This is a genomic window from Kitasatospora purpeofusca (assembly GCF_000718025.1).
GTDB lineage: Bacteria > Actinomycetota > Actinomycetes > Streptomycetales > Streptomycetaceae > Kitasatospora > Kitasatospora purpeofusca.
Genome location: NZ_JODS01000002.1, coordinates 381,483 through 402,660, shown reverse-complemented (window position 1 = coordinate 402,660; position 21,178 = coordinate 381,483). Strand labels below are relative to the sequence as shown.

The window sequence follows — 21,178 nt, the reverse complement described above, 5'->3', positions numbered from 1 at the left end:
CGGCCTGACCACTCGTTCGAGGGTCGAACCCACCCTCTCCTCGAGCCCCTCCTCGCGCCTCTCGTCACGCCTCCCCCCGAGCCTCCCGCCGGGGCTCCCCCGGGCCCCTCCCCGAGCCGGGCCGGATCGTGTCCGGATCGCCCTCGCGATCACCGCTCCCGCACAGTCGTACGAGGCCCTCGACGGCTCCACGACACTTTCCGCACACACCGGTGCCGATCTCGTCGCGTCACGGTCACAACCCTGGGCAGTCGGCGAGGGATCCGATAGTTTCGCTGCACCTGCAGGACTGATCGGGGGGATCGTGCGCGAGTTCACCACCCCCGCCCCGGCCGGACCGCCGGCCGCCGGAGGACTGGCCGACTCGCTCTACGACACCGCGGAGCGCTCCCCCGCCCTGGTCCAGCTGACCCGCCGCACCGACCGCTCCCGGCGCGCCGCCACCGGGGACGCGTGGCAGGACATCACCGCCGCCGACTTCCGCGACGAGGTGCTCGCCCTCGCCAAGGGCCTGCTCACCCGCGGCGTGCGCTACGGCGACCGGGTCGCGCTGATGTCCCGCACCCGCTACGAGTGGACCCTGTTCGACTACGCGCTCTGGTCGATCGGCGCGATCTCCGTCCCCGTCTACCCCACGGCCGCGCCCGAGCAGGTCCGCTGGATCCTCGCCGAGACCCAGGCGGTGGCCTGCCTGGTCGAGGACGAGGACCACGCGATGACCGTCGGCGCGGTCTGCGACGCGTTACCCGACCTGACCGGCATCTGGCAGCTGGACCGGGACTGCGTCGAGGCGATCGTCGAGGACGGCCGCGGGGTGCCCGACTCGCTGGTCCACCGGCAGCGGCTCGGCGTCACCACCGACACCGTCGCCACCGTCGTCTACACCTCCGGCACCACCGGGCGCCCCAAGGGCTGCCTGATCACCCACGGCGCGCTGGCCGCAGCGGCCGACGCGCTGCTCGACGGCTGGGGCGAGGCACTCCGCGACACCGGCGGGCACCCGCCGTGCACCGTCCTGTTCCTGCCACTGGCGCACGTCTACGGACGGATGGTGCAGATCGCCTCGATCCGCGGCGGCTTCCGGATCGGCCACGTCTCCGAGGTGTCCACGGACGCGCTGCTGCCCGCGCTCGCCGCCCTCCGCCCGACCTTCCTGCTCGTCGTCCCCTACGTCCTGGACAAGGTGTTCCAGCAGACCCGGCGCACCGCCGAGGAGGCCGGCCGCGGCGAACTCCTCGAACAGGCCCGGCAGGTGGCCGTCGACTGGGCGGCCGCCCGGGAACAGCGCGCCTTCGGGCACGGCCCGGGCCCCGGCCCCGCGCTGCGGCTGCGCCACCTCGCCTACGAACGCACGGTCTACCAACGGCTGCGCACCGTGTTCGGCGGCCGGGTGCGGGCGTTGATGTGCGGCGGCTCGACCCTCGACCGCGAGCTCGGGCTCTTCTTCGCCGGTATCGGCTTCCAACTGTTCGAGGGCTACGGGCTCACCGAGACCTCGGCCGCGGTCACCGGCAACCCGCCCGGCCGGTCGAAGATCGGCTCGGTCGGACGGCCGGTGCCCGGCGCGACGGTCGCGATCGCCGACGACGGCGAGGTGTGGGTGCGCGGCCCCGGCGTCTTCGGCGGCTACCTCAACCATCCGCGCTGCACCGCCGAATCGCTCTTCGACGGCTGGTTCGGCACCGGTGACCTCGGCAGCCTGGACGAGGACGGCTACCTGACCATCACCGGCCGCAAGAAGGACATCATCGTCACCAGCAGCGGCAAGAACCTCGCGCCCGCCGCCCTGGAGGTCCGGGTGGAGTCCCACCCGCTGGTCTCGCAGTGCCTGGTGGTGGGCGACGACCGGCCGTACGTGGCCGCGCTGATCACCCTCGACCCGGCGGCGCTGGCGCACTGGCTGAAGCGGCGCGGGCGCGGGCAGTCGGACCCGTGGACGGTCCTCGCCGACGAGGACCTGCACGCGGAGGTGCAGCGGGCGGTGGCGGCGGCCAACACCGCCGTGTCGCGGGCCGAGTCGATCCGCGCCTTCCGGCTGCTGCCCAGGGAGTTCGGGGTGGAGCAGGGGCTGATGACCCCCTCGCTGAAGCTGCGGCGGGCGGCGATCGTCGAGTACTACGCGGCGGACATCGAGGAACTGTACGCCCCCTGACGTCTCGTCTTGTCCCGTTTTACGCAAGTGAATTGGGAGTCCATCGGGTACGACCGGTCCCTTGACGATCGCGGTGGTCCAGTCCATTGTTTTGCTCCGGTCCGAGTGCGGCACGCCGAAGCTCCCGCCCCCTCCGGGAGCACCCCCACATCCCGTTGTCCGCGCGTCCGCCCCACGGGCGCGTCCCCCACGCTGGAGTCCCCACGTGTCCATCTCCTCGCGCATGTCCACCCGTCTGTCGACCCTCGGGGCGGGGCGCCTGCCCGCGCTGGCCGCCTCGGCCGGGCTGCTGGTGGCCGGGCTCGCCGGACCGGCCGTCGCCGCGCCGTCGGCCGGGGCCGCGCCCACCGCCGCCGCGGCCACCGCCGCCACCGTCAACCTGGCGACCAACCCCGGGTTCGAGATCCCCGCCTCCTCGCTCGCCGACTGGGGCAGTGTGCCCGGCTGGCGCTGTTCCGGCGGGCCCGCCGAGGCCGCCCTCACCACCGCCGCGCCGCACTCCGGCACCTCCGCCCTGGCCGTCACCCCGGCCGGCGACGAGTCCACCGGCGAGTGCGTGCAGACCGTCTCGGTCCAGCCCGGAACCACCTACACCGCCTCCGCCTGGGTCCGCGGGAAGTTCGTCTTCCTGGGCGCCACCGGCGGCACCGACCGCCCGACCGCCCCCGCCTGGACCGAGTCCACCACCGGCGGCTGGCAGAAGCTGACCACCCGCTTCACCGCCGCCGCCGGCGCCACCACCGTCAAGCTCTCCGTCCACGGCTGGTACCAGCAGGGCCCGTTCGCGGTCGACGACGTCCGGGTCGACGGCCCCGCGCCCACCCCGGCGACCGCCGCCCCCTCCGTGCCGACCAGCGACAAGGTGGTCTTCTTCACCGTCGACGACGGATGGCAGACCACCCCGGAGGCGGAGCAGGTGATCGCCGCCAACAAGCTGCCGATCACCGCCTTCCCGCTGCCGATGGCCGCCGCCAACAACCCCGACTACTTCCGGCGGGTCACCGCCGCGCCCGGCTCCTCGATCCAGGACCACAGCGTCTCCCACACCGACCTCACCACCCTCTCCCCCGCCGAGCAGCAGGTGGAGATCTGCGACGCCCGCGACTCGCTGACCCGCCTCTTCGGCACCGCGCCGACCGTGTTCCGCCCGCCGTACTTCGCCTGGAACGCCGACACCCTCCAGGCCGCCGCCAACTGCGGCATGCGTACCGTGCTGACCGCCGACGCGGACTTCAGCTGGGGCGCCTCCAACATCTGGCACGAGGGGACCCTGTCGCCCGGCGACGTCGTGCTGATGCACTGGACCGACACCCTCGCCGACGACCTCCGGCGCGCCCTGGCCGCCGCCGAGGTGGCCGGCCTCAAGCCCGCCGGCCTGGCCTCCTACCTGCGCTGATCCCTCCGGCTCCACCTGAACGGCGCACCGCCGACCCCGCCCCGGGGCCGGCGGTGCGCCGTTTCTCCGCCCCGTCGACGCGTTGACAGCCGAGCCGCGCGGGTGCTGGGATGGGCCGCGTGCAGCGTGGCGCCGGCCAAAGAGATGTGGGCCGGCCGGCAGCCGGGCCGGCACCCGATACGAGGGACGACGCGTGACGAGAATGTTCTCCGCTCCCCTTTCCTGAGCTCCTCGGAGCGCTTCCTCGCGCTTCCTCGCGCTCTTCACACCTCTTCGCGGCCGCGACCGGGCCTGTCCCGGGACGGTGCCGCCTCCCCCTTTCGACGTCCTTTTCCGATACTCCGGAGAGAGCTGCACAGTCGTATGCCCATGTCTTCCCTGTCGTTCAACCAAGCTGTCGTCGAGGAGTTCCGCGCCCGGGGCGGGAGGGTCGGCGGACCCTTCGAGGGCGGGGACCTGTTGCTGCTGACCACCGTCGGCGAACGCTCCGGGCGGGAGCACACCGTCCCGCTCGGATTCGTCCGGGCGGACGGGCTGCTGCTCGTCGTCGCCTCGGCGGCCGGGGCGCCCGAGCACCCGCAGTGGTACCGCAATCTGCTCGCCCACCCGCTGGTGCGGGTGGAACTCGGCACGGAGGTCTTCGACGCGACCGCCGTCCCCGCCGAGGGGGACCGGCGCGAGCGGCTGTTCGAGGCCGTCGTCCGGTCGGCCCCCGGGTACGGGGAGTACCAGCGGAACACCGCGCGGCTGCTGCCCGTGGTCGTCCTGGAGCAGCCCGGTGCTGGGGCCGGAGCCAGGGATGGAGCCGGGGCCGGAGCCGGCGCTGCGGCGCGCGAGGTGGCGAGCCTCGCGGACAAACTGCTGGAGGTGCACGACTGGCTGCGCGCCCAACTGCGGCAGCTGCGGGCCGAGGCCGAGGCCCACCTCGCCGGAGGCGTCGGAGGCTCCGGAGGCCCCGGAGGCGTCGGAGGCGCTCCGGCGCTCGGACTGCAGCTCCGCCAGCACTGCCTGGCGTTCTGCCAGGGCCTGACCGTGCACCACACCGGCGAGGACCGGGGTGTCTTCCCCGCGCTGGCCCGCAGCCACCCGGAGCTGCGGGGCGTGCTGGAACAGCTGGCCGAGGAGCACCGGACGGTGGCACGGCTGAAGGACGAGCTGGTGGCACTGGTTTCCGACCTCGACTCCGCCGAACCGGAGGCGTTCCGGACCGCGCTGGCGCGGACGGCGGACGAGCTGGAGGCCCATCTCGCCCACGAGGAGCGGGAACTGCTGCCCGCCCTGGCCGGCATCCCGTTCCCCCCGCCGGGGCGGTGACGGGACGGGCCCGCCGGGTCCCTCCTGCGTGGGGGGACCGGCGGGCCCGCCGGGCCGTGCGGTCGGGGCAGTGCGGTCGGGGCCGTGCTGCCCGGCCCGTGAGGAGCGGGGTCAGGCCTGTGCGGGTCAGGCCTGCGCGGTGAACACCGGCAGGAAGCCGCCGGAGTGGCCGGCCGCCTTCGGGTGGTAGCTCTCCTCCACCGGCAGGGTGGTGCTGTTCAGCCAGGTGGTGCTGGAGCCGCAGATCTCGTGCTCGCGGAAGATCGACCGGACGTCGCCGAAGGCGAAGCCGGCGTTGGCGGCGCGCTTGGCGATGACGTCGTCGAGCACGTCGGCGGCGCTGTTGATGGCGGACCGCTTGGTGTCGCCGATGCCGAAGATGCAGCTGCCGCCGACCTTGTAGAGGTGCGGGTAGCCGAGCACGACGACCCGGGCGTTCGGGGCCTTGGCGTGGATCGCCGAGTAGACCTGGTCGAGCTTGCCGGGCAGCGTGCTGGTGGCGTAGTTCTTCGCGGTGGCGACCGCGTTGAGGCAGGCACTCTCCGAGTCCAGGACGCAGGTCTGCATCGTGCTGGCGAAGCCCGCGTCGTTGCCGCCGACGCTGATGCTGACCAGCGTGGTGGCCGAGTTCAGGGTGGAGAGCTGGTTGCTGAGCACATCTCCGGTTCTGGCGCCGGAACAGGCGAGGAACGAGAAGGAGGACGGCGCGTGCGCGTTCTTCCACAGGTACGCGTACGCGTTGGTGCTGCGCTTGCAGCTGCCGCTCTCGCTCGTGTAGCTGCCGGCTCCGAGGCCCGAGGCGTAGGAGTCGCCGAGCGCGACGTAGTTGACCCCGGCGGCGTGGGCCGAACCGGCTGTGACGAGGGTGGTCAGGGAGAGGAGCGCCGCGGTGACGGCGACGGACATGGCACGGGCAGGGCGTAGCATGACACCTCCTGGGAGTGACTTGCGTCACACAATTTGATACCAGGCGGTAGCTAACTCTGGAAGTTGTCATGCCAAGGCAATTGACGGTCAGTCTGACAACGGCACGGTGAACTGCCCCTTCTGGCACGGAAAGTGTGCCCGTGCGCCGGTTTCGGAGCGTCGCCCGATCGAGGGACGGGACTCCGCCGGACGTGCGACCACCGGCGGCGGCGCGCTCGGGCGCGCGGCCCGGCGCGCGGACACCCGGCGCTGCGGTCGGCGCTGCGTCCCGCGGGGCAGCCGGTCGGACGGTCGGTGAGGCCGTCGGCGAGGCGGTCGATGTGGCAGCCGGTCAGACGGTCGGCGGTTGCCCCGGGGTCGCACCGGGGGACAGCTCACAGCCCGCCGCCGGCAGTTCCTCGATCGTCTCGTTGGCGGCCGAGGGCACGCCCAGCCTCCGGACGGCGGTCGCCACCGCCGCCCGGGCCTGGCGCAGCCCGGGCACACCCCAGCCGAGCAGCTCGACGGCGAGACCCGGTGCGACCAGCAGCCGCCGGTAGTGCCGCCCCGAGGCCGGGTCCGGCGCGCTCGGACCGACGGCCCGCAGCGCGGCGGCCATCCGGACCCGGGCGCACTCGTGGCCGCCGTTGGCCGAACCGACCCGGTCGTAGAGGTAGCCGAGGTAGTACGGCGTGCCGATCAGCGCCTGCGCCTCCTCGGCCGCCTCCCGGGCCAGCGCCGAGCCGGGGTCGCCGGCGTCCTCCGGCTCCAGCGAGCCCCCGGGCAGCGAGACGACGCCGTCCTTGGGGTTGACCAGGGTCAGCACCCGACCGTCGGGGGCGAACAGCCACCCCCAGGACTGCTTCACCGGCAGCCCGCCGGGCACCTGCTCGCCCGGCCGCCACGGCCAGCCCGCTGTGGGACGCCGGCGCACCCGGCCGAGCAGCTCGGCGATCTCCGCGCTGTACTCGATCCGGCTCATGCGTCCCCCCTTTCGGTGTCGGGCTCGCCGGACCGACGGTGCGCGGGGACGTTTCGCGGTGCGCGGTTCGGGGCGGAGCGGCGGGCGCGGCGGCGTGGGGTACCGGCCGTTCCCACTGTTGATCTTCCCCGAAATCTTCCCCGAACAGGCGGTCGATGAACAGTCCCCAGCGCCGCTTGGTGGACAGCCGGGGCCGAACGCCCTGGTCAGCCGCGATCAGGCCAGGGGCTCACCCCCTCCCCCGGTCGGCCGCTCCCCGGGCGGCCGACCGGGCCGCGGACGGTCCTCCGGCGGCCGGTGACCGGGCCGGTCGGCGGGCCCGGCGCCGGGCGGTCCCGGTCGCCGCTCCCCCGACGGTCCGCCCTCGCCCGACGGCGGCGGCGCCGGCAGCGGGAAGCCCGGCAACGGGACGACCGCCGGCGGGAAGGGCAGGCCCCGGCCGACGTCGTCGGCGAGCTCGTCCAGCACCTCGCGGACGGTCATCGGCCGCAGCCTCCCGCCCCGCAGCGCCCACCCCCGCACCGTCTGCCCGCCGGGGGCCGCCGGGTCCCCGTGCAGCACCATCGCACCGGCGCCGCCGACCGCGAGGCCCGCCGCCAGCGTCACGCAGAACGCCTCGGCGTCCCGCCCGCCGGGCCCGGGCCGCCTCCGCTCCACCCGGACGTCGGTCGCCGAGGTCAGCTCCTCGCCGTGCTCGGGACCGTGGCAGCGCAGGGTCAGCAGGTGGGTCCCGTCACCGGCCCCCGCGCCCACCGCGAGCTGGACCTCGACGGCGTGCCGCATCACCGCCACCAGCCGCCGCTCCCCCGGCGGCCCCTCGCCCGCCGCCGTCAGCAGGGCCGCCATCGCGACGGAGATCCGGACCCGCGCCCGGTGGTCGTCGGCCAGCTCCGGCAGCAGCACCGCCAGCCGCTGCCCCGCGTAGACGAACGGCTCCCCGGCCAGCTCGGGATCGGCCGCGTACGCGACCCGGGCGGCCGCGTCCCCCGGCGCGAAGCCGAGCTCCTCGCAGTACTCCGCGTAGTCCGCCGGGTCGAGCATCCGGAGGTGGACCTCCAGCCCCTGCCCGCGCAGCGCGCGCAGCTGGACCGCCACCCGCCGCAGGTAGGAGCGGAAGGTCAGCCCGCCGAACAGCCCGTACCGCGCCAGGTCCGCGAAGTCGGCGGCGCCGACGGCCAGCGCGAGCGCCACCGGCTGCGGCGGCGGCGCCCCGCGCGGGCGGCCACGGCGCCGCTCCCGCACCCCGGGCCCGGCGGGCCCGCCCGAACCGCCCGTGCGGGGCACGCTCACCCCGCCGCCCGGCGGCCGCCCGTCGGGGACCCTCCCGCCCGGCCCGGCCGGCCCGGGCCGACGCCGCTCCGCGCCGGGGCCGGGGCCGGGGCCCCACAGCCGCACCACGGGCGCGCGCCACCGCTCCCGGCAGCCACCCGCACCCGGACGCCGACCGCGCTCGCGGCGCCGCTCCTGCTCCTTCCCCCGCTCCCTCGCCTGCCGCCGGTCCGGGCCCTCGAACCCGCTCCACGTCCGCTCTCGCACGGTCGTCTCCCTCCGTCGTCGCTTCTCGCACACCGGCCCCACGAGCCCCTCGGCTCCCGGCGAACGCGACCATACACACCGTCACCGACAATCGACCCGGAGTGATGCCGGGGAGCCTGCGGGCCCGGCCCGGGGACCGTCTGCGACACCCGTTCCGGACCGGGTTGTCGGTGGCGCCCGTTATGGTCGGGAACCATGCGACTGCTGCATACCTCCGACTGGCATCTCGGACGCTCGTTCCACCGGGAGAGCCTGCACGACGCCCAGCGCGCCTTCCTGGACCACCTCGTGGCGGTGGTCCGGGACGAGCGCGTCGACGCCGTGCTGGTCGCCGGTGACGTGTACGACCGAGCGCTGCCGGGCCTGGAGGCGGTGGCGCTGTTCGACGACGTGCTGCACCGGCTGGCCGACCTCGGCGTGCCGACGGTGTTCATCAGCGGCAACCACGACTCGGCCCGCCGCCTCGGCGTCGGCGCGGGCCTCATCGGCCGGGCCGGGGTCCACCTGCGGACGGACCCGGGCGAGTGCGCCGAGCCGGTGGTGCTGGCCGACGCGCACGGGCCGGTCGCCGTCTACGGGCTGCCCTACCTGGAGCCCACCCTGGTCCGGGAGCGGTTCGGACTGGCCCGCGGCGGGCACGCCGCCGTGCTCGGCGCGGCGATGGACCAGGTCAGGGCCGACCTCGCGGCCCGCCCGCCCGGCACCCGCGCGGTGGTCCTGGCGCACGCCTTCGTCACCGGCGGCGAGCCCAGCGACAGCGAGCGCGACATCGCGGTGGGCGGGGTCGCGGCCGTGCCCGCCTCGGTCTTCGACGGCGTGCACTACGCCGCGCTCGGCCATCTGCACGGCTGCCAGACCCTCGCCCCGCACCTGCGCTACAGCGGCTCCCCGCTCGCCTACTCCTTCTCCGAGCACGAGCAGCGCAAGAGCATGTGGCTGGTCGACCTCGCGGCGGACGGCGCGGTCACCGCCGAGCGGGTGCCCTGCCCGGCCCCCCGGCGGCTGGCCCGGCTGCGCGGCCGGCTGGACGCGCTGCTCACCGACGAGCGGTACACCGCCGACGAGCAGTCCTGGGTGCAGGTCACCCTCACCGACCCGAGCCGACCCACCGAGCCGATGGAACGGCTGCGCCGCCGCTTCCCGCACACCCTCCAGCTGCTGTTCGACCCGGAGGAGAGCACCGCCGCCGCCTCCCCCTCCTACGCGGCCCGGGTCAGCGGACGCACGGACCTGGAGATCGCCGAGGGCTTCCTGCGGCACGTCCGCCCCGGCGCCGAGCCCGACCCGGACGAGCTGGGCTGGCTGCGCGAGGGCTTCGAGCGCGTCCGGGAGACAACCGACCGGAAGGCGGAGCTGCCCCGATGAGACTCCACCGGCTGACCGTGACGGCCTTCGGCCCCTTCGCCGGCGCCGAGACGGTCGACTTCGACGCCCTGGCCGCCGGCGGCCTGTTCCTGCTGCGCGGCGCCACCGGCGCGGGCAAGAGCAGCGTGCTGGACGCGGTCTGCTACGCCCTCTACGGCGAGGTGCCCGGCACCCGCCGGGCCAACCGGCTGCGCAGCGACCACGCCGAGCCCGACCGGCTGACCGAGGTCCGGCTGGAGCTGACGCTCGGCGGCCGCCGGCTGGAGATCGTCCGGATCCCCGAGCAGCCCCGGCCGAAGAAGGTCGGCACGGGCATGACCGTCGAGCGGGCCCAGACCCTGTTGCGCGAGTGGTCGGCGGACGGCGCGGGCACCGGCGCGGCCGGGCCCGGCTGGCGGGCGGTCAGCAAGTCGCACCAGGAGGCCGGCGAGGAGATCCACCGGCTGATCGGGATGAGCCGGGACCAGTTCTGCCAGGTGGTGCTGCTGCCGCAGGGCGACTTCGCGCGCTTCCTGCGCGCCGACTCGGAGGAGCGCGGCAAGCTGCTGCGCCGGCTGTTCGACACCGAGCGGTTCCAGTCCGTCGAGGCCTGGCTCGCGGAGCAGCGCCGGGCCCACGAGGCCGCCGTTCAGGCCGGGCGCCGCCGGCTGCGGGACTTGGCCAGCAAGGCCGAGCAGGCGGCCGGGCCGGGCGCCGAGCCCGTCGAGGGCCCGGTGGCGGCCGAGGAGGACGCGGCGCCGAGCGCGGCGGCGGACGCCGAGCTCACCACGGGGGTGCTGGGCTGGGCGGCGGTGCTGCGCGGCGGCGCGGCCGAGCGGCTGACCGTCGCCGAGGCCGCGCTGGCCGGCGCGGAGGAGGCGCACCGGGCGGCGCAGCGGGCCCGGGAGGCCGCCGAGCAGCGGGCCGACCGGCAGGAGCGGCACCGGCAGGCGGTGCGGGAGGCGGCCCGGCTGGCCGAGGAGGAGCCCGCCCGTGCGGCGGACCGGCGGCGGTTGGCGGCGGCGCAGGCGGCGGTCGGTGTCGAGTCCGTGCTGCACCTGCGGGAGCGCGCGGCGGCCGCGTACCGGCAGGCCCGGGAGGAGGAGCACCGGCACCGGGCGGTCCTCGCCGAGGTCGCGACCGGCCGGACCGGCCGTGAGCTCCTCGGCGGCGGCGACCACGCGGACGGAAGCGGCCCCGGCGACGGCGGTGGGCGCGGCGAGGGACCGGCCGGCGGCGGCCGGGCGCTGGCGCACGCCGAGGCCGAGGAGCTGGCCGAGGCGGAGCGGCGGCTGCGCGCCGAGATCGTCCGGCTGGAGGCCGCCGGGGCGGACGAGCGGCAGTGCGCCGAGCTGGCCGGCGCCCGGACGGCGCTGACCGCGGACCTGCGGCGCGCCGAGGACCTCGCCGAGGAGGCGGGCGAGTGGCTGGCCGAGTTCGACGCCCGGCATGCCGCGCTGAAGGAGGAGGAGTCCACCGCCCGGGAAGCCGCCGCGCTGGTCGAGCGGCTGGACACCCGGCGCGCGGAGCTGACCGCCCGGCTGTCCGCCGCCCGGGCCCGGGACGCGCTGGACGGCGAGATCAACCGGACCGGGCCGCGCGCGCTCGCCCTGCGCGCGGAGGCGCTGGACGCCCGCCAGTACGGCCTGGACCTCCGTGAGCGCCGGCTCGCCGGGATGGCCGCCGAGCTGGCCTCGGGGCTGAGCGCCGGCGAGCCCTGCCGGGTCTGCGGCTCGGCGGAGCACCCGGCCCCGGCCCGCCCGGCCGGCGAGCCGGTCCGGGCCGAGGACGAGGAGCGGGCCCGGCGCGCCCAGACGGCCGCCGAGCAGGCCGCCGACGCGGCCGAGCAGGAACTCGCCGGGCTCCGGGTGCGCCGGGCGGCGGCCGCCGGCGCGGCCGGTGAGGAGGCCGCCGACGCCCTGGCCGCGGCACTCGGCGGGCTGGGGGCGGAGCACCGGGAAGCGGTCCGGGTCGCGGAGCGGCTCGGTGCGGTCGGCCGGGCGATCGAGCGGCTCACCGCGGAGCAGGCCGCCCGCCGCACGGCGCTCTCCGACGCCCGGGAGCGGAGCGCCGAACTCGCCGCCCAGGCCCGCGCCCTGCACGCCGAGCAGGAGAAGCTGACCGCCCGGGTGGCGGCGGCCCGCGGCGACGCGCCGTCGGTGGCGGCCCGGGCGTCCGCGCTCGACCGCCTCGCCACGGCCGTGGCCGCGCTGGCCGGCGCCGCCCGGGCCGCCACCGAGGCGGCGCACCAGCTCAAGCAGGCGGACGACGAACTGGCCGACGCCGCGGTGGCGGCCGGGTTCGCGAGCGCCCAGGACGCCGTCGCCGTCCTGCTGCCGCGGGCCGAGCGGGACGGGCTGGAGCAGCGGATCGACCGGCACCGGGCCGAGCTCGCCGCGGTGGAGCGGCGGCTCGCCGAACCCGAACTGGTCGCGGCGGCCGCCCTTCCGCCAGCCGACCTGCCGGGCGCCCGGAGCGGGCTCGGCGCCGCCACCGACCGGTTGCGGGCGGCGCACGCGGCGCGGGACGCGGCCCGCCAGCGGTGCGAGGCCCTCGCCGCCATCGGGCGGCAGCTGACCGAGCTGGCCCGCTCGCTGGCCCCGGAGCTGGCCAGGTACGCGCGGATCAGCCGGCTGGCGGCGCTCGCGGCCGGCACCTCGACCGACAACCGGCTCCGGATGCGCCTGGAGTCGTACGTCCTGGCGGCTCGGCTGGAGCAGGTGGCGGCCGCGGCGAGCGACCGGCTGGTCCGGATGTCCGGCGGCCGGTACACGCTCGTGCACAGCGACGACCGCGGCGGCGGCAACAAGCGCTCGGGGCTGGCGCTGCGGGTGGTGGACGCCTGGACGGGCACCGAGCGCGACACCGCGACGCTCTCCGGCGGCGAGAGCTTCTTCGCCTCGCTCGCCCTGGCCCTCGGCCTGGCGGACGTGGTCACCGACGAAGCCGGGGGCATGCCGCTGGACACCCTGTTCATCGACGAAGGATTCGGCAGCCTCGACGAACACACCCTGGAGGAGGTGATGGACGTCCTGGACGGGTTGCGCGAGCGGGACCGCGCGGTCGGCATCGTCAGTCACGTCGCCGATCTGCGCAGCCGGATCCCGGCCCAGCTCATGGTCCGCAAGGGCCGGCACGGCTCCACCCTGGCTCCGGTGGGACGGGAGGACGCCTGACGCCGGGGACACCCCCGGCCCGGGCCGACTCGGCGGCGGATCCTGCGCCGGCCCCGGCGGGTCCCAGCGACGCGCGCTCAGCCGGAGCAGGCGATCCGCTGGGCCTGCTGCCAGGTGCAGACGGGGCACAGGGTGCTGCCCGGGTGGTCGGCGGGCAGCTCGGTCGGTTCGCCGCACAGCACGCAGTCCGCGCGCGGGCCGGTGGAACCGGGGTCGGGCAGCAGGGCCGCCTCCGCGCCGCTCGGGGCGAGCTCGCAGACCTGCTCCGCCGCCGCGGGCTCCCGGGTGCCGGGGGCGTCCGTCTCCTGCCTGGCTGTTTCGCTCATGCCGCCTCTCTACTCCCCGGACCGGGCAGGGCGCAAGGCGGTCCCGGGCGCGGCCGTTCCCGGGGCCGTCGATACGGTGGCCGCATGCCCGACTCTCCCGGTCACGAGGTGCCCCGCGCCGTTCCGTCCGTCCCGTCGCCGGTCCCGCCGGTCCCACCGGTCCAGTCCGCCCGGGCCGAGTCCTCCGGGACCGCCGCGGCGGCCGGGTCCGCCCTGGAGCGGAGGCTGCGTGCCGCCCGGGCCACCGTTCCCAACTACCGCGAGGTGGGCGCCACCGCTGACGCCCGGCTGCCGGAGGGCTACACGCATCTGCGGCGGCGGTTGCACCTCGGGCACGGTCCGGAGGTCCTGGCGCGGGCCGGCCGCTTCGTCCTCGGCTGGGGCTGCCAGCTGGGGACCGGGTTCGCCGTGTTCCCGTACGCGCCCGCCGAGCCCGGGGCGACCGTCCTCCTGCGACTCGGCCTGCCCGGCAGCCGCTGGCCCCGGCTGGTGATCCCGTGCCGGGTGGTGTGGACGGTGGACGAGCCGGACCGGATCGGCTTCGCCTACGGAACACTGCCGGGGCACCCGGAGTGCGGCGAGGAGGCCTTCCTGGTGTCGATGGACGCGGCGGGCGAGGTGTGGTTCGAGGTCGTCGCCTTCGCCCGGCTCGCCGCCTGGTACGCGCGGCTCGGCCGCCCGGTCGCCGTGCTCTGCCAGTACCTGGCGATCGAGCGGTACCTCGCGTCCGTGGTCCGGGCCGCCGCCGGGCCCGGCCCCGACTCAGACACCGACGCCGACCCCGGGGCACCGCTGCCGAAGTAGGCGCCCTCCAGCGTTCCGCCCGACCCCGGCGAGTCCGGGGCCGGGCGGGTGCGGGGCCGGGCGGGTACGAAGCCGGGCGGGTGCGGGGCCGGGCTGCGGGCTCAGCCCAGGAAGGAGAGCCGGAGTGTCCGGTGCGGGTTGTCGCCGTTGGTGTCGACCAGCACCACCGACTGCCAGATGCCCAGCGCGAGTTGCCCGTCGATCACCGGCAGGGTGGCGTGCGGGGCCACCAGGGCGGGGACGACGTGGTCGCGGCCGTGGCCGGGGCTGCCGTGGCGGTGACGCCACCGGTCGTCGGCCGGCAGGAGGTCGCGCAGGGTGGCGAGGAAGTCCTCGTCGCTGCCGGAACCGGTCTCCAGGACGGCGATCCCGGCCGTGGCGTGCGGGACGAAGACGTTGAGCAGGCCGTCCCGTCCGACGGCGTGTTCGTCGAGGAACCGGACGCAGCGGTCGGTGATGTCGAGCGCGACCTCATGGCTTCCGGTGGTGATGTCGAAGGTCTCGGTCCGGAAGGAGCCGGAGGTGGGAGTGGAGTGGGACGTGGTTCGGGAGTGGGTGTGGTCCGCCATGGCGCCATCCTCACCCACGGCCGGGGGTGGACCGGCAAGCCTCGCCGACTCCCGGCGCCGGAGGGGCGGGTCGTCATAGGCTGAGAGGTTCAGACCAAAAATGACATCCGTGGACCGCTACGGACCACGGATGATCAGTCGGGTCGGCGAAGGACCCACTCGCGCCGGTTCGGGCCGGGGAGCGGGAACGCCGAAGGCCCGACGGTCCTCAGGATCCGTCGGGCCGGTGCCGAAAGGTCGGCTCAGCCGCGGCTGCCGAAGAGCCCCCGCCGCAGCCGGCGCAGCGGCGCCAGCAGCTTGACCCGCGCGTGGCGGCGCGGCGGCGCGGTCGGGGCACCGACGCCGCGCGGCGTCAGTTCCCTTATCAACCCGAGCGCCTCCGCGGTGTCCACCTCGGGGAGTGCGGGCGCGCCGAGCACAGCCAGGTGTCGCTCGATCCGGCGGCCGGTCGCGCCGACGCCGCACTGGATCGCGGGCACCCGAGGCCGGGTCCGCACTTGCATGTGTTCCATCAGTTTTCCCACCCCTACGAGGCGCCAGGGCCGTGAGGCGAAGACTATCCGTGACAGACGGCCTTCGCGCAACCGTCCTGGTGTTCTGCAACCGTACCGTGCTGCGTCAACTGACACTGCACCAGGGCCCACCCGGCCGATCACGACTGAGCATCAATGATGGTGCACGACCGGCGCCACGTCACCGGCTTCCTCGGGTCGCACACCCGGCGCCCGCCGTGACGGTGTACGCCCGGCGCACGGGGTCACCGCCCCCTCACCCGCCGTGGCCGCCCGGCGGCCACCGCGGCGCCGGCTCCCGGTCACCCCCTGGACGGCCCCGGACCACCGCCGACGAGGTACGACTATCCGTTTAGGAAGTGAACACAGTCGGGGGATTGACGCGGGGGTCGGCTCCAAGCAATATCTCTATCGACCACGCGGGCGCGAGCATCACCGCCCCCCGTGTTCGACTGATGAAGATTCCGGCTCCCCCGTGCCTACTGCCAGGCCGCCTCGACGCTGCGGTGGCCAGGTTCGGGCGGTGCTCGGACCGGCGGCCGGCCGTAGAGGGTCGGCCGGGCCGCCACCAGGCTGCCGGTGCCACCCCCTCCGGGGTTCGGCACCGGCGGCTCCGGCACCGCACCCCTCGGCCCGCCCACCAGCGGCGGCACCGCCCCCGTCCGCCGCCGCCCGCGGCCGCGCTCGGTAGACTCGGCCAGCGTGCCAGTCCTCCTCAGCATCGTGCTCCCCGTCCACGGGGTGGAGCGCTTCCTGCCCCGCTGCCTCGACTCCCTCCTGGCGGACACCCCGTCCTCCGAGTCCCGCTTCGAGGTGATCGCGGTCGACGACCGCTCCCCCGACCGCAGCGGCGCGATCCTGGACGAGTACGCGGCCCGCGATCCGCGTCTGCGCGTCCTCCACCTCGCCGAGAACCAGGGCCTCGGCGGCGCCCGCACCGCCGCCCTCCCCGAGGTGCGCGGCACGTACATCTGGTTCGTCGACAGCGACGACTGGGTGCCCGAGGGCACGGTGACCGCCCTCCTCGACGAGCTCACCGGCGAGCTGGAGCGCGAGCGGCGCGGCGAGGCGCCCGCCGACGTCCTGCTGACCGACTTCGTCCACGTCTACCCCGACGGCGGGACCGAGCCCAATCCCTGGCGGCACGTGCTGACCGGGTCCCCGCTCGTCGAGGGGGCCACGCTGGCCGAGCACCCGGCCGTGTTCAGGACGGTGATGTCGGTCTGGAACAAGGTGTTCCGCCGGGAGTTCCTGCTCGGGCTGGGCGTCTCCTTCGGCCGCGGCTTCTACGAGGACATCTCCGTCACCTACCCGGCGCTGCTCGCCGCCGAGCGGCTGCGCTACATCGACCGCCCCTGCTACTTCTACCGGCGCGGCCGGGCCGGGGCGATCACCAGCACCGCCTCCGCCAAGCACGCCGACGCCTTCGCCCAGTACGACGCGATCTTCGCCTTCCTGGACGGGGCCGACCGGCCCGACCGGCCAGGCCGCCCCGTGCCCGGGACGCTGCGGACCCTGGTCTTCGAGCGGACCGTGCAGCAGGCGCTCACCGTCTACGACACCCCGGGGCTGGTCCCGGTCGGGCTGCGGCCGGAGTTCTTCCGGCGGATCGCCGAGCACTTCGCCCGGCACCGCCCGGCGGGCTACCGCTTCCCCGGGGGCGTGCGCGGCGTGCAGTACCGGCTCGCGGCGCGGGGGGCCCGGCGCGCGTACGCGGAACTGCGCCGCACCGGCCGGCTGCCGCGCGAACTCAAGCGCGGGGCGCGGGCGGTGGCACCGGCCCTGAAGAAGGGGGTGCGCAGCAGCGCCCGGTTCACCGCGTACAACACCTTCCGCCGGATGCCGTTGAACCCGAACCTGGCGGTGTACGCCGCGTACTGGCACCGGGGCTACGCGTGCAGCCCGGCCGCGATCTACGAGAAGGCGAAGGAGCTCGCGCCCGGGATCCACGGGGTCTGGGTGGTGGAGAACCGCGCCCAGGCGGCGACGCTGCCGGACGGTGTGCCGTACGTCATCGTCAACACCCCGGCGTACCTGAGGACGATGGCCACGGCCAAGTACTTCGTGAACAACGTCAACTTCCCCCGGACCATGGTGAAGCGGCCCGGCACGGTGCACGTCCAGACCCAGCACGGCACGCCGCTGAAGGCGATGGGCATGGACCTCAGGGACCACCCGGTGGCCGCCGACGGGATGGACTTCGACCGGCTCCAGGAGGCGATCGACCGCTGGGACTTCCTGGTCTCCTCCAACCCGCACACCAGCGAGCACTTCGCCCGTGCCTTCCCGGGCCGCTACGAGATGCTGGACACCGGGTACCCGCGCAACGACCGGCTGGCCGACGCGACGCCGGAGGGGACGGCGGCGATGCGCGAACGGTTCGGGCTGACGCCGGGGCGCACGGCCGTGCTGTACGCGCCCACCCACCGGGAGGCCCGCGGCGGCTACGTGCCGCTGCTGGACGTGCGGGAGCTGGCCCGGCGGCTGGGGCCGGAGTTCACGCTGCTGGTCCGCACCCACTACTTCCACACCGGCGGCCCGGGCGACCTGACGGCGGACGAGGACGCGGCGGAGATCCTGGACGTGTCGGCGCACCCGACGGTGGAGGACCTCTACCTGGCGGCCGACGTCCTGGTGACGGACTACTCGTCGATGATGTTCGACTACGCCGTACTGGACCGGCCGATCGTGGTCTTCGCGCCGGACTGGGAGGAGTACAAGCGCGACCGGGGCGTCTACTTCGACCTGTTCGAGCAGCCGCCGGGCGCGCTGACGACGGATCCGGAGGGGCTGGCGGCGGCGCTGCTGGCCGGTGACCCGGAGCCGGCGGCGCGGGCCGACTTCCGCAAGCGCTTCTGCCCCTGGGACGACGGCGGGGCGGCGGAGCGCGTGGTCCGCCGGGTGTTCCCGACCACCGCCTGAGAGCCCGACGGCGCGACAAGCACAGGCGCGACCGGCACAGGCGCGACCGGCACAGGCGGCCACAAACAAGGCACAACGGGCACAACAGGCACAACAGGCGCACCAACGCGAGGACGGGGCCCCGGAGACGATCCGGGACCCCGTCCGGGCCGGTCGGCCCCGGCCTCGTCAGCCCTGGCGCGCGGCCAGGAACTCGTCGAAGGTCAGCTCGCCGTCGTGGTTGGTGTCCATCTGCTTGATGATGGCCTCGGCCACGGCGACCGAGGTGGTGAGGTCGCCGAGCTCGCGCGCGACGAGGGCGTACTCGGCGGCGGTGATCCGGCCGTTGCCGTTCCGGTCGAACTTGTCGAACGCCGCGCGAATGTCGTCGACGTCTGCCATGGGGGCCTCCTGGGACCGAATCAACTGCTGATGTGCATTTCCGACGGCGGTACCCTACCCGCCCGTGGTGAGCGCCACTGCGGGCGGGAGTGGACGGGCTCGGGGGTGGGTGTCGTAGTCTGCGGGTCTGCATCCCGGCCCGACCGGGGAAACGAACGCCGCTCGTCGTACCCCAGGCCCGGGCACCTCTCGGGCATGCTCGTCCAGGGAGGGACCATGCTCGATCTCGTCACCAGGCTGGTGCTGAAACCGCTCGCCCGGGGGATCTGGCGGCCCACCATCGAGGGTATGGAGAACGTGCCGCGCAAGGGCGGCGTCATCCTCGCCAGCAACCACCTCTCCTTCATCGACAGCGTGGTCATCCCGCTCACCGCGCCGCGCCGGGTCCACTTCCTGGCGAAGGCCGAGTACTTCACCGGCAGCGGCCTCAAGGGCGCGCTGTCCCGCGGCTTCTTCCAGGGCATCGGCGCGGTGCCGGTCGAGCGCGGCACCTACCGGTCCGCCCAGGCCTCGCTGGAGTCGGCGCTGGAGATCCTGGAGGACGGCAAGGCGTTCGGCATCTACCCCGAGGGCACCCGCTCGCTGGACGGCCGCCTCTACCGCGGCAAGACCGGCGTGGCCTGGCTGGCCCTGACCGCCGGCGTCCCGGTGGTACCGGTGGCGCTGGAGGGGCCGGAGCAGATCCTCCCGATCGGCAAGCGGCTGCCGCGCCTCAAGAAGGTGACGGTCCGCTTCGGGGAGCCGCTGCACTTCGACGAGCTGCACGGCCAGGCGCGTTCGCTCAAGGCCCGCCGCCAGGTCACGGACGAGGTGATGGCGGCGATCCAGCAGCTCTCCGGCCAGGAGCTCGTGCAGACGTACAACGAGGTCCCCAAGGCCGCCTGAGGCCGGCTCCGCTCCCTGTCCGCAGCCCCGCCGACCGCTCCCCCGGCCCCGCCCCGCGCCCGGATCAGGGAGCGACGGCCGCGACCGGGGCCTCCCGCCGGAGCAGCGCCGCGTACCGGCCGTCCGCCGCCAGCAGCTCCTCGTGGGTGCCGAGTTCGGCGACCTCGCCGCGCTCCAGGACGGCGATCTGGTCGGCCCCGCGCACGGTGGAGAGCCGGTGCGCGATGGTGATGGTGGTGCGGCCCACGGCGAGGGTGTCGATGGCCTCCTGGACGGCGCGCTCGGTGCTGTTGTCCAGCGCGCTGGTGGCCTCGTCGAGGATCAGCACCGGCGGGTTGCGCAGGATGGTGCGGGCGAGCGCGAGGCGCTGCTTCTCCCCTCCCGAGAAGCGGTAGCCGCGCTCGCCGACCAGGGTGTCGTAGCCGTCCGGCAGCGAGGCGACGGTGTCGTGGATCCGCGCGGCCCGGGCGGCGGCGACGAGTTCCTCGTCGGTGGCGTCCGGCTTGGCGAAGCGCAGGTTGTCGGCGACCGAGGCGTGGAAGAGGTAGGTCTCCTGGGAGACCACGCCCACCGCGCGGGACAGGGTCTCGAAGGACAGTTCGCGGACGTCGACGCCGTCGATGGTGACCCGGCCGCCGGTGACGTCGTAGAGCCGGGGCACCAGGTAGCTGAGCGTGGTCTTGCCGGAGCCGGTCTCGCCGACCACCGCGAGCGAGCCGCCCGCCGGGATCCGCAGCCCGACGCCGCCGAGGGTGGGCCGCTCCTGCTCCGGGTCGTAGCGGAAGTCGACGCCCTCGAAGCGGACCTCGCCGCGGATCTCGCCGAGGGTGACGGGGTGCTCGGGCTCGTCGATCTCCACGGTCAGGTCGAGGTACTCGAAGATCCGCTGGAACAGCGCGAGCGAGGTCTGCACGGCGACGCCGGTGGCCAGCAGGCTGATGGTCGGGCGGAACAGGCCCTGCTGGAGCGAGACGAAGGCGACCAGGGTGCCGACCGAGACGATCGGCGCGCCGCCGGCCGCGGTCATGCCGGCCGCCCAGTAGATCACCGCGGGCATCGCGGCCATCACGATCTGGATGGTGTTCATCCGCCAGCGGCCGGCCATCGAGGCGCGGACCTCCAGGTCGGCCAGCCGGTCGGACTGGGCGGTGAACTCGCGGGCGAGCGAGTCGGTGCGGCCCATGGTGCGGCCGAGCAGGATGCCGCTGACCGACAGCGACTCCTGGACCGCCGAGCTCATCGCGGCGAGCTGTTTCTGGCGCTCCCCGGTGATCTTCTTGCGCTCGTTGCCGACCCGGCGGCTGATCCAGACGAAGACCGGCAGGAGCACCAGGGAGACGACGGTGAGCCGCCAGTCCAGCGCCACCATGGCGACCACCGAGGCGACCACGGCGGTGAAGTTGGAGACCAGCGAGGTGGCGGTGGAGGTCACCGTGGACTGCATGCCGCCGATGTCGTTGGCGATCCGGGACTGCACCTCACCGGTGCGGGTGCGGGTGAAGAAGGCCAGCGACATCCGCTGGAGGTGGCCGTAGACGGCGGTGCGCAGGTCGTGCATGACCCGCTGACCGACGGTGGTGGAGATCAGCGTCTGGAGCACGCCGAAGACGCTGTTGACCACGGCGGTGGCGACCATGCCGAGCACCAGGACGGTCAGCAGGCCGGTGCGGCCCTGCGGGATCGCGGTGTCCAGCACTGCGCGGAGCAGGAACGGCGTGGTCACCGAGACCACGGCCGAGGCGGCCACCAGCAGGCCGACCAGGGCGAGGCGGCCGCGGTAGGGGCGGAACAGCGCGAGTATGCGCCGCCACTGGGTCGGCGGGCGCGGGTCGTTCTCGGTCTGGGCGGGCGGGGTCCACTGGATGCCTTCGGGGCGCACGGTGGGGCAGCCTCCCTCGGAAGGCCGCGGGGGCGCGGCGCCCGGGGGCGCACGCCGGCGGCGGGTGGGCGGTCGGGCGATCGCCAGCATAACG

At 75.1% G+C, this 21,178-nt stretch carries 16 protein-coding genes; 8 read left to right on the top strand and 8 right to left on the bottom strand.

Annotation, left to right across the window (positions count from 1 at the left end):
- The first annotated feature begins 304 nt into the window (after window positions 1-304).
- From IF01_RS0104840 to IF01_RS0104830, 3 genes are all read left to right on the top strand, one after another.
- Window positions 305-2,152, top strand: coding sequence for an AMP-dependent synthetase/ligase (locus IF01_RS0104840; protein WP_030391998.1), 1,848 nt, complete (start codon window positions 305-307; stop codon window positions 2,150-2,152).
- A 223-nt stretch (window positions 2,153-2,375) separates the two neighbouring features.
- Complete coding sequence (locus IF01_RS43555) at window positions 2,376-3,548, top strand: polysaccharide deacetylase family protein (protein WP_157855161.1); 1,173 nt, start codon at window positions 2,376-2,378, stop codon at window positions 3,546-3,548.
- A 363-nt stretch (window positions 3,549-3,911) separates the two neighbouring features.
- A complete protein-coding gene (locus IF01_RS0104830) occupies window positions 3,912-4,862 on the top strand; it encodes a nitroreductase/quinone reductase family protein (RefSeq protein WP_030391996.1) in 951 nt (316 codons plus the stop codon).
- Window positions 4,863-4,988: 126 nt separating this feature from the next.
- Here IF01_RS0104830 and IF01_RS0104825 read toward each other — a convergent pair whose 3' ends face one another.
- The 3 genes from IF01_RS0104825 to IF01_RS0104815 form a co-directional block, all read right to left on the bottom strand.
- The gene (locus IF01_RS0104825; protein WP_037778898.1) at window positions 4,989-5,789 is read right to left on the bottom strand and encodes an SGNH/GDSL hydrolase family protein; all 801 of its coding nucleotides are present in this window, start codon (window positions 5,787-5,789) and stop codon (window positions 4,989-4,991) included.
- A gap of 331 nt (window positions 5,790-6,120) precedes the next feature.
- Entirely contained in the window at window positions 6,121-6,750 is a 630-nt protein-coding gene (locus IF01_RS41310) for a hypothetical protein (protein WP_063764132.1), read from the bottom strand.
- Window positions 6,751-6,966: 216 nt separating this feature from the next.
- Window positions 6,967-8,286 carry a DUF8829 domain-containing protein gene (locus IF01_RS0104815; protein WP_167349722.1) on the bottom strand — a complete coding sequence of 440 codons (1,320 nt, stop codon included), beginning with the start codon at window positions 8,284-8,286 and terminating at the stop codon, window positions 6,967-6,969.
- A gap of 195 nt (window positions 8,287-8,481) precedes the next feature.
- On the opposite strand from IF01_RS0104815, the gene IF01_RS0104810 reads away from it, so the two are divergent.
- Both IF01_RS0104810 and IF01_RS0104805 read left to right on the top strand, forming a co-directional pair.
- A complete protein-coding gene (locus tag IF01_RS0104810; protein WP_030391992.1) occupies window positions 8,482-9,651 on the top strand; it encodes an exonuclease SbcCD subunit D in 1,170 nt (389 codons plus the stop codon).
- Window positions 9,648-12,806 carry an AAA family ATPase gene (locus IF01_RS0104805; RefSeq protein ID WP_030391991.1) on the top strand — a complete coding sequence of 1,053 codons (3,159 nt, stop codon included), beginning with the start codon at window positions 9,648-9,650 and terminating at the stop codon, window positions 12,804-12,806. The genes IF01_RS0104810 and IF01_RS0104805 overlap by 4 nt, the downstream gene beginning before the upstream one ends.
- 77 nt (window positions 12,807-12,883) lie before the next feature.
- Here IF01_RS0104805 and IF01_RS41305 read toward each other — a convergent pair whose 3' ends face one another.
- Window positions 12,884-13,132 carry a hypothetical protein gene (locus IF01_RS41305; protein ID WP_037778896.1) on the bottom strand — a complete coding sequence of 83 codons (249 nt, stop codon included), beginning with the start codon at window positions 13,130-13,132 and terminating at the stop codon, window positions 12,884-12,886.
- An 84-nt stretch (window positions 13,133-13,216) separates the two neighbouring features.
- Between IF01_RS41305 and IF01_RS0104795 the strand changes: the two genes are divergently transcribed.
- Complete coding sequence (locus IF01_RS0104795; protein ID WP_078879667.1) at window positions 13,217-13,936, top strand: DUF1990 domain-containing protein; 720 nt, start codon at window positions 13,217-13,219, stop codon at window positions 13,934-13,936.
- A gap of 101 nt (window positions 13,937-14,037) precedes the next feature.
- Here IF01_RS0104795 and IF01_RS0104790 read toward each other — a convergent pair whose 3' ends face one another.
- Both IF01_RS0104790 and IF01_RS0104785 read right to left on the bottom strand, forming a co-directional pair.
- Entirely contained in the window at window positions 14,038-14,505 is a 468-nt protein-coding gene (locus tag IF01_RS0104790) for a YjbQ family protein (protein WP_051740191.1), read from the bottom strand.
- 242 nt (window positions 14,506-14,747) lie between these two features.
- Window positions 14,748-15,017 (bottom strand): hypothetical protein, encoded by a 270-nt coding sequence (locus IF01_RS0104785; RefSeq protein WP_030391988.1) that lies wholly within the window; start codon window positions 15,015-15,017, stop codon window positions 14,748-14,750.
- A gap of 702 nt (window positions 15,018-15,719) precedes the next feature.
- Between IF01_RS0104785 and IF01_RS0104780 the strand changes: the two genes are divergently transcribed.
- Window positions 15,720-17,939, top strand: coding sequence for a bifunctional glycosyltransferase/CDP-glycerol:glycerophosphate glycerophosphotransferase (locus IF01_RS0104780; RefSeq protein ID WP_030391987.1), 2,220 nt, complete (start codon window positions 15,720-15,722; stop codon window positions 17,937-17,939).
- A 168-nt stretch (window positions 17,940-18,107) separates the two neighbouring features.
- Here IF01_RS0104780 and IF01_RS0104775 read toward each other — a convergent pair whose 3' ends face one another.
- Window positions 18,108-18,320, bottom strand: a complete 213-nt coding sequence (locus tag IF01_RS0104775; protein WP_030391986.1) for an EF-hand domain-containing protein — start codon at window positions 18,318-18,320, stop codon at window positions 18,108-18,110.
- 216 nt (window positions 18,321-18,536) lie between these two features.
- Here IF01_RS0104775 and IF01_RS0104770 point away from each other — a divergent pair, with 216 nt between their 5' ends.
- Window positions 18,537-19,205: a lysophospholipid acyltransferase family protein gene (locus tag IF01_RS0104770; RefSeq protein ID WP_030391985.1), complete on the top strand. Its 669-nt coding sequence runs from the start codon at window positions 18,537-18,539 to the stop codon at window positions 19,203-19,205.
- 64 nt (window positions 19,206-19,269) lie between these two features.
- On the opposite strand, the gene IF01_RS0104765 is transcribed toward IF01_RS0104770, so the two are convergent.
- Window positions 19,270-21,084 carry an ABC transporter ATP-binding protein gene (locus IF01_RS0104765; RefSeq protein WP_030391984.1) on the bottom strand — a complete coding sequence of 605 codons (1,815 nt, stop codon included), beginning with the start codon at window positions 21,082-21,084 and terminating at the stop codon, window positions 19,270-19,272.
- Window positions 21,085-21,178: the final 94 nt, after the last annotated feature.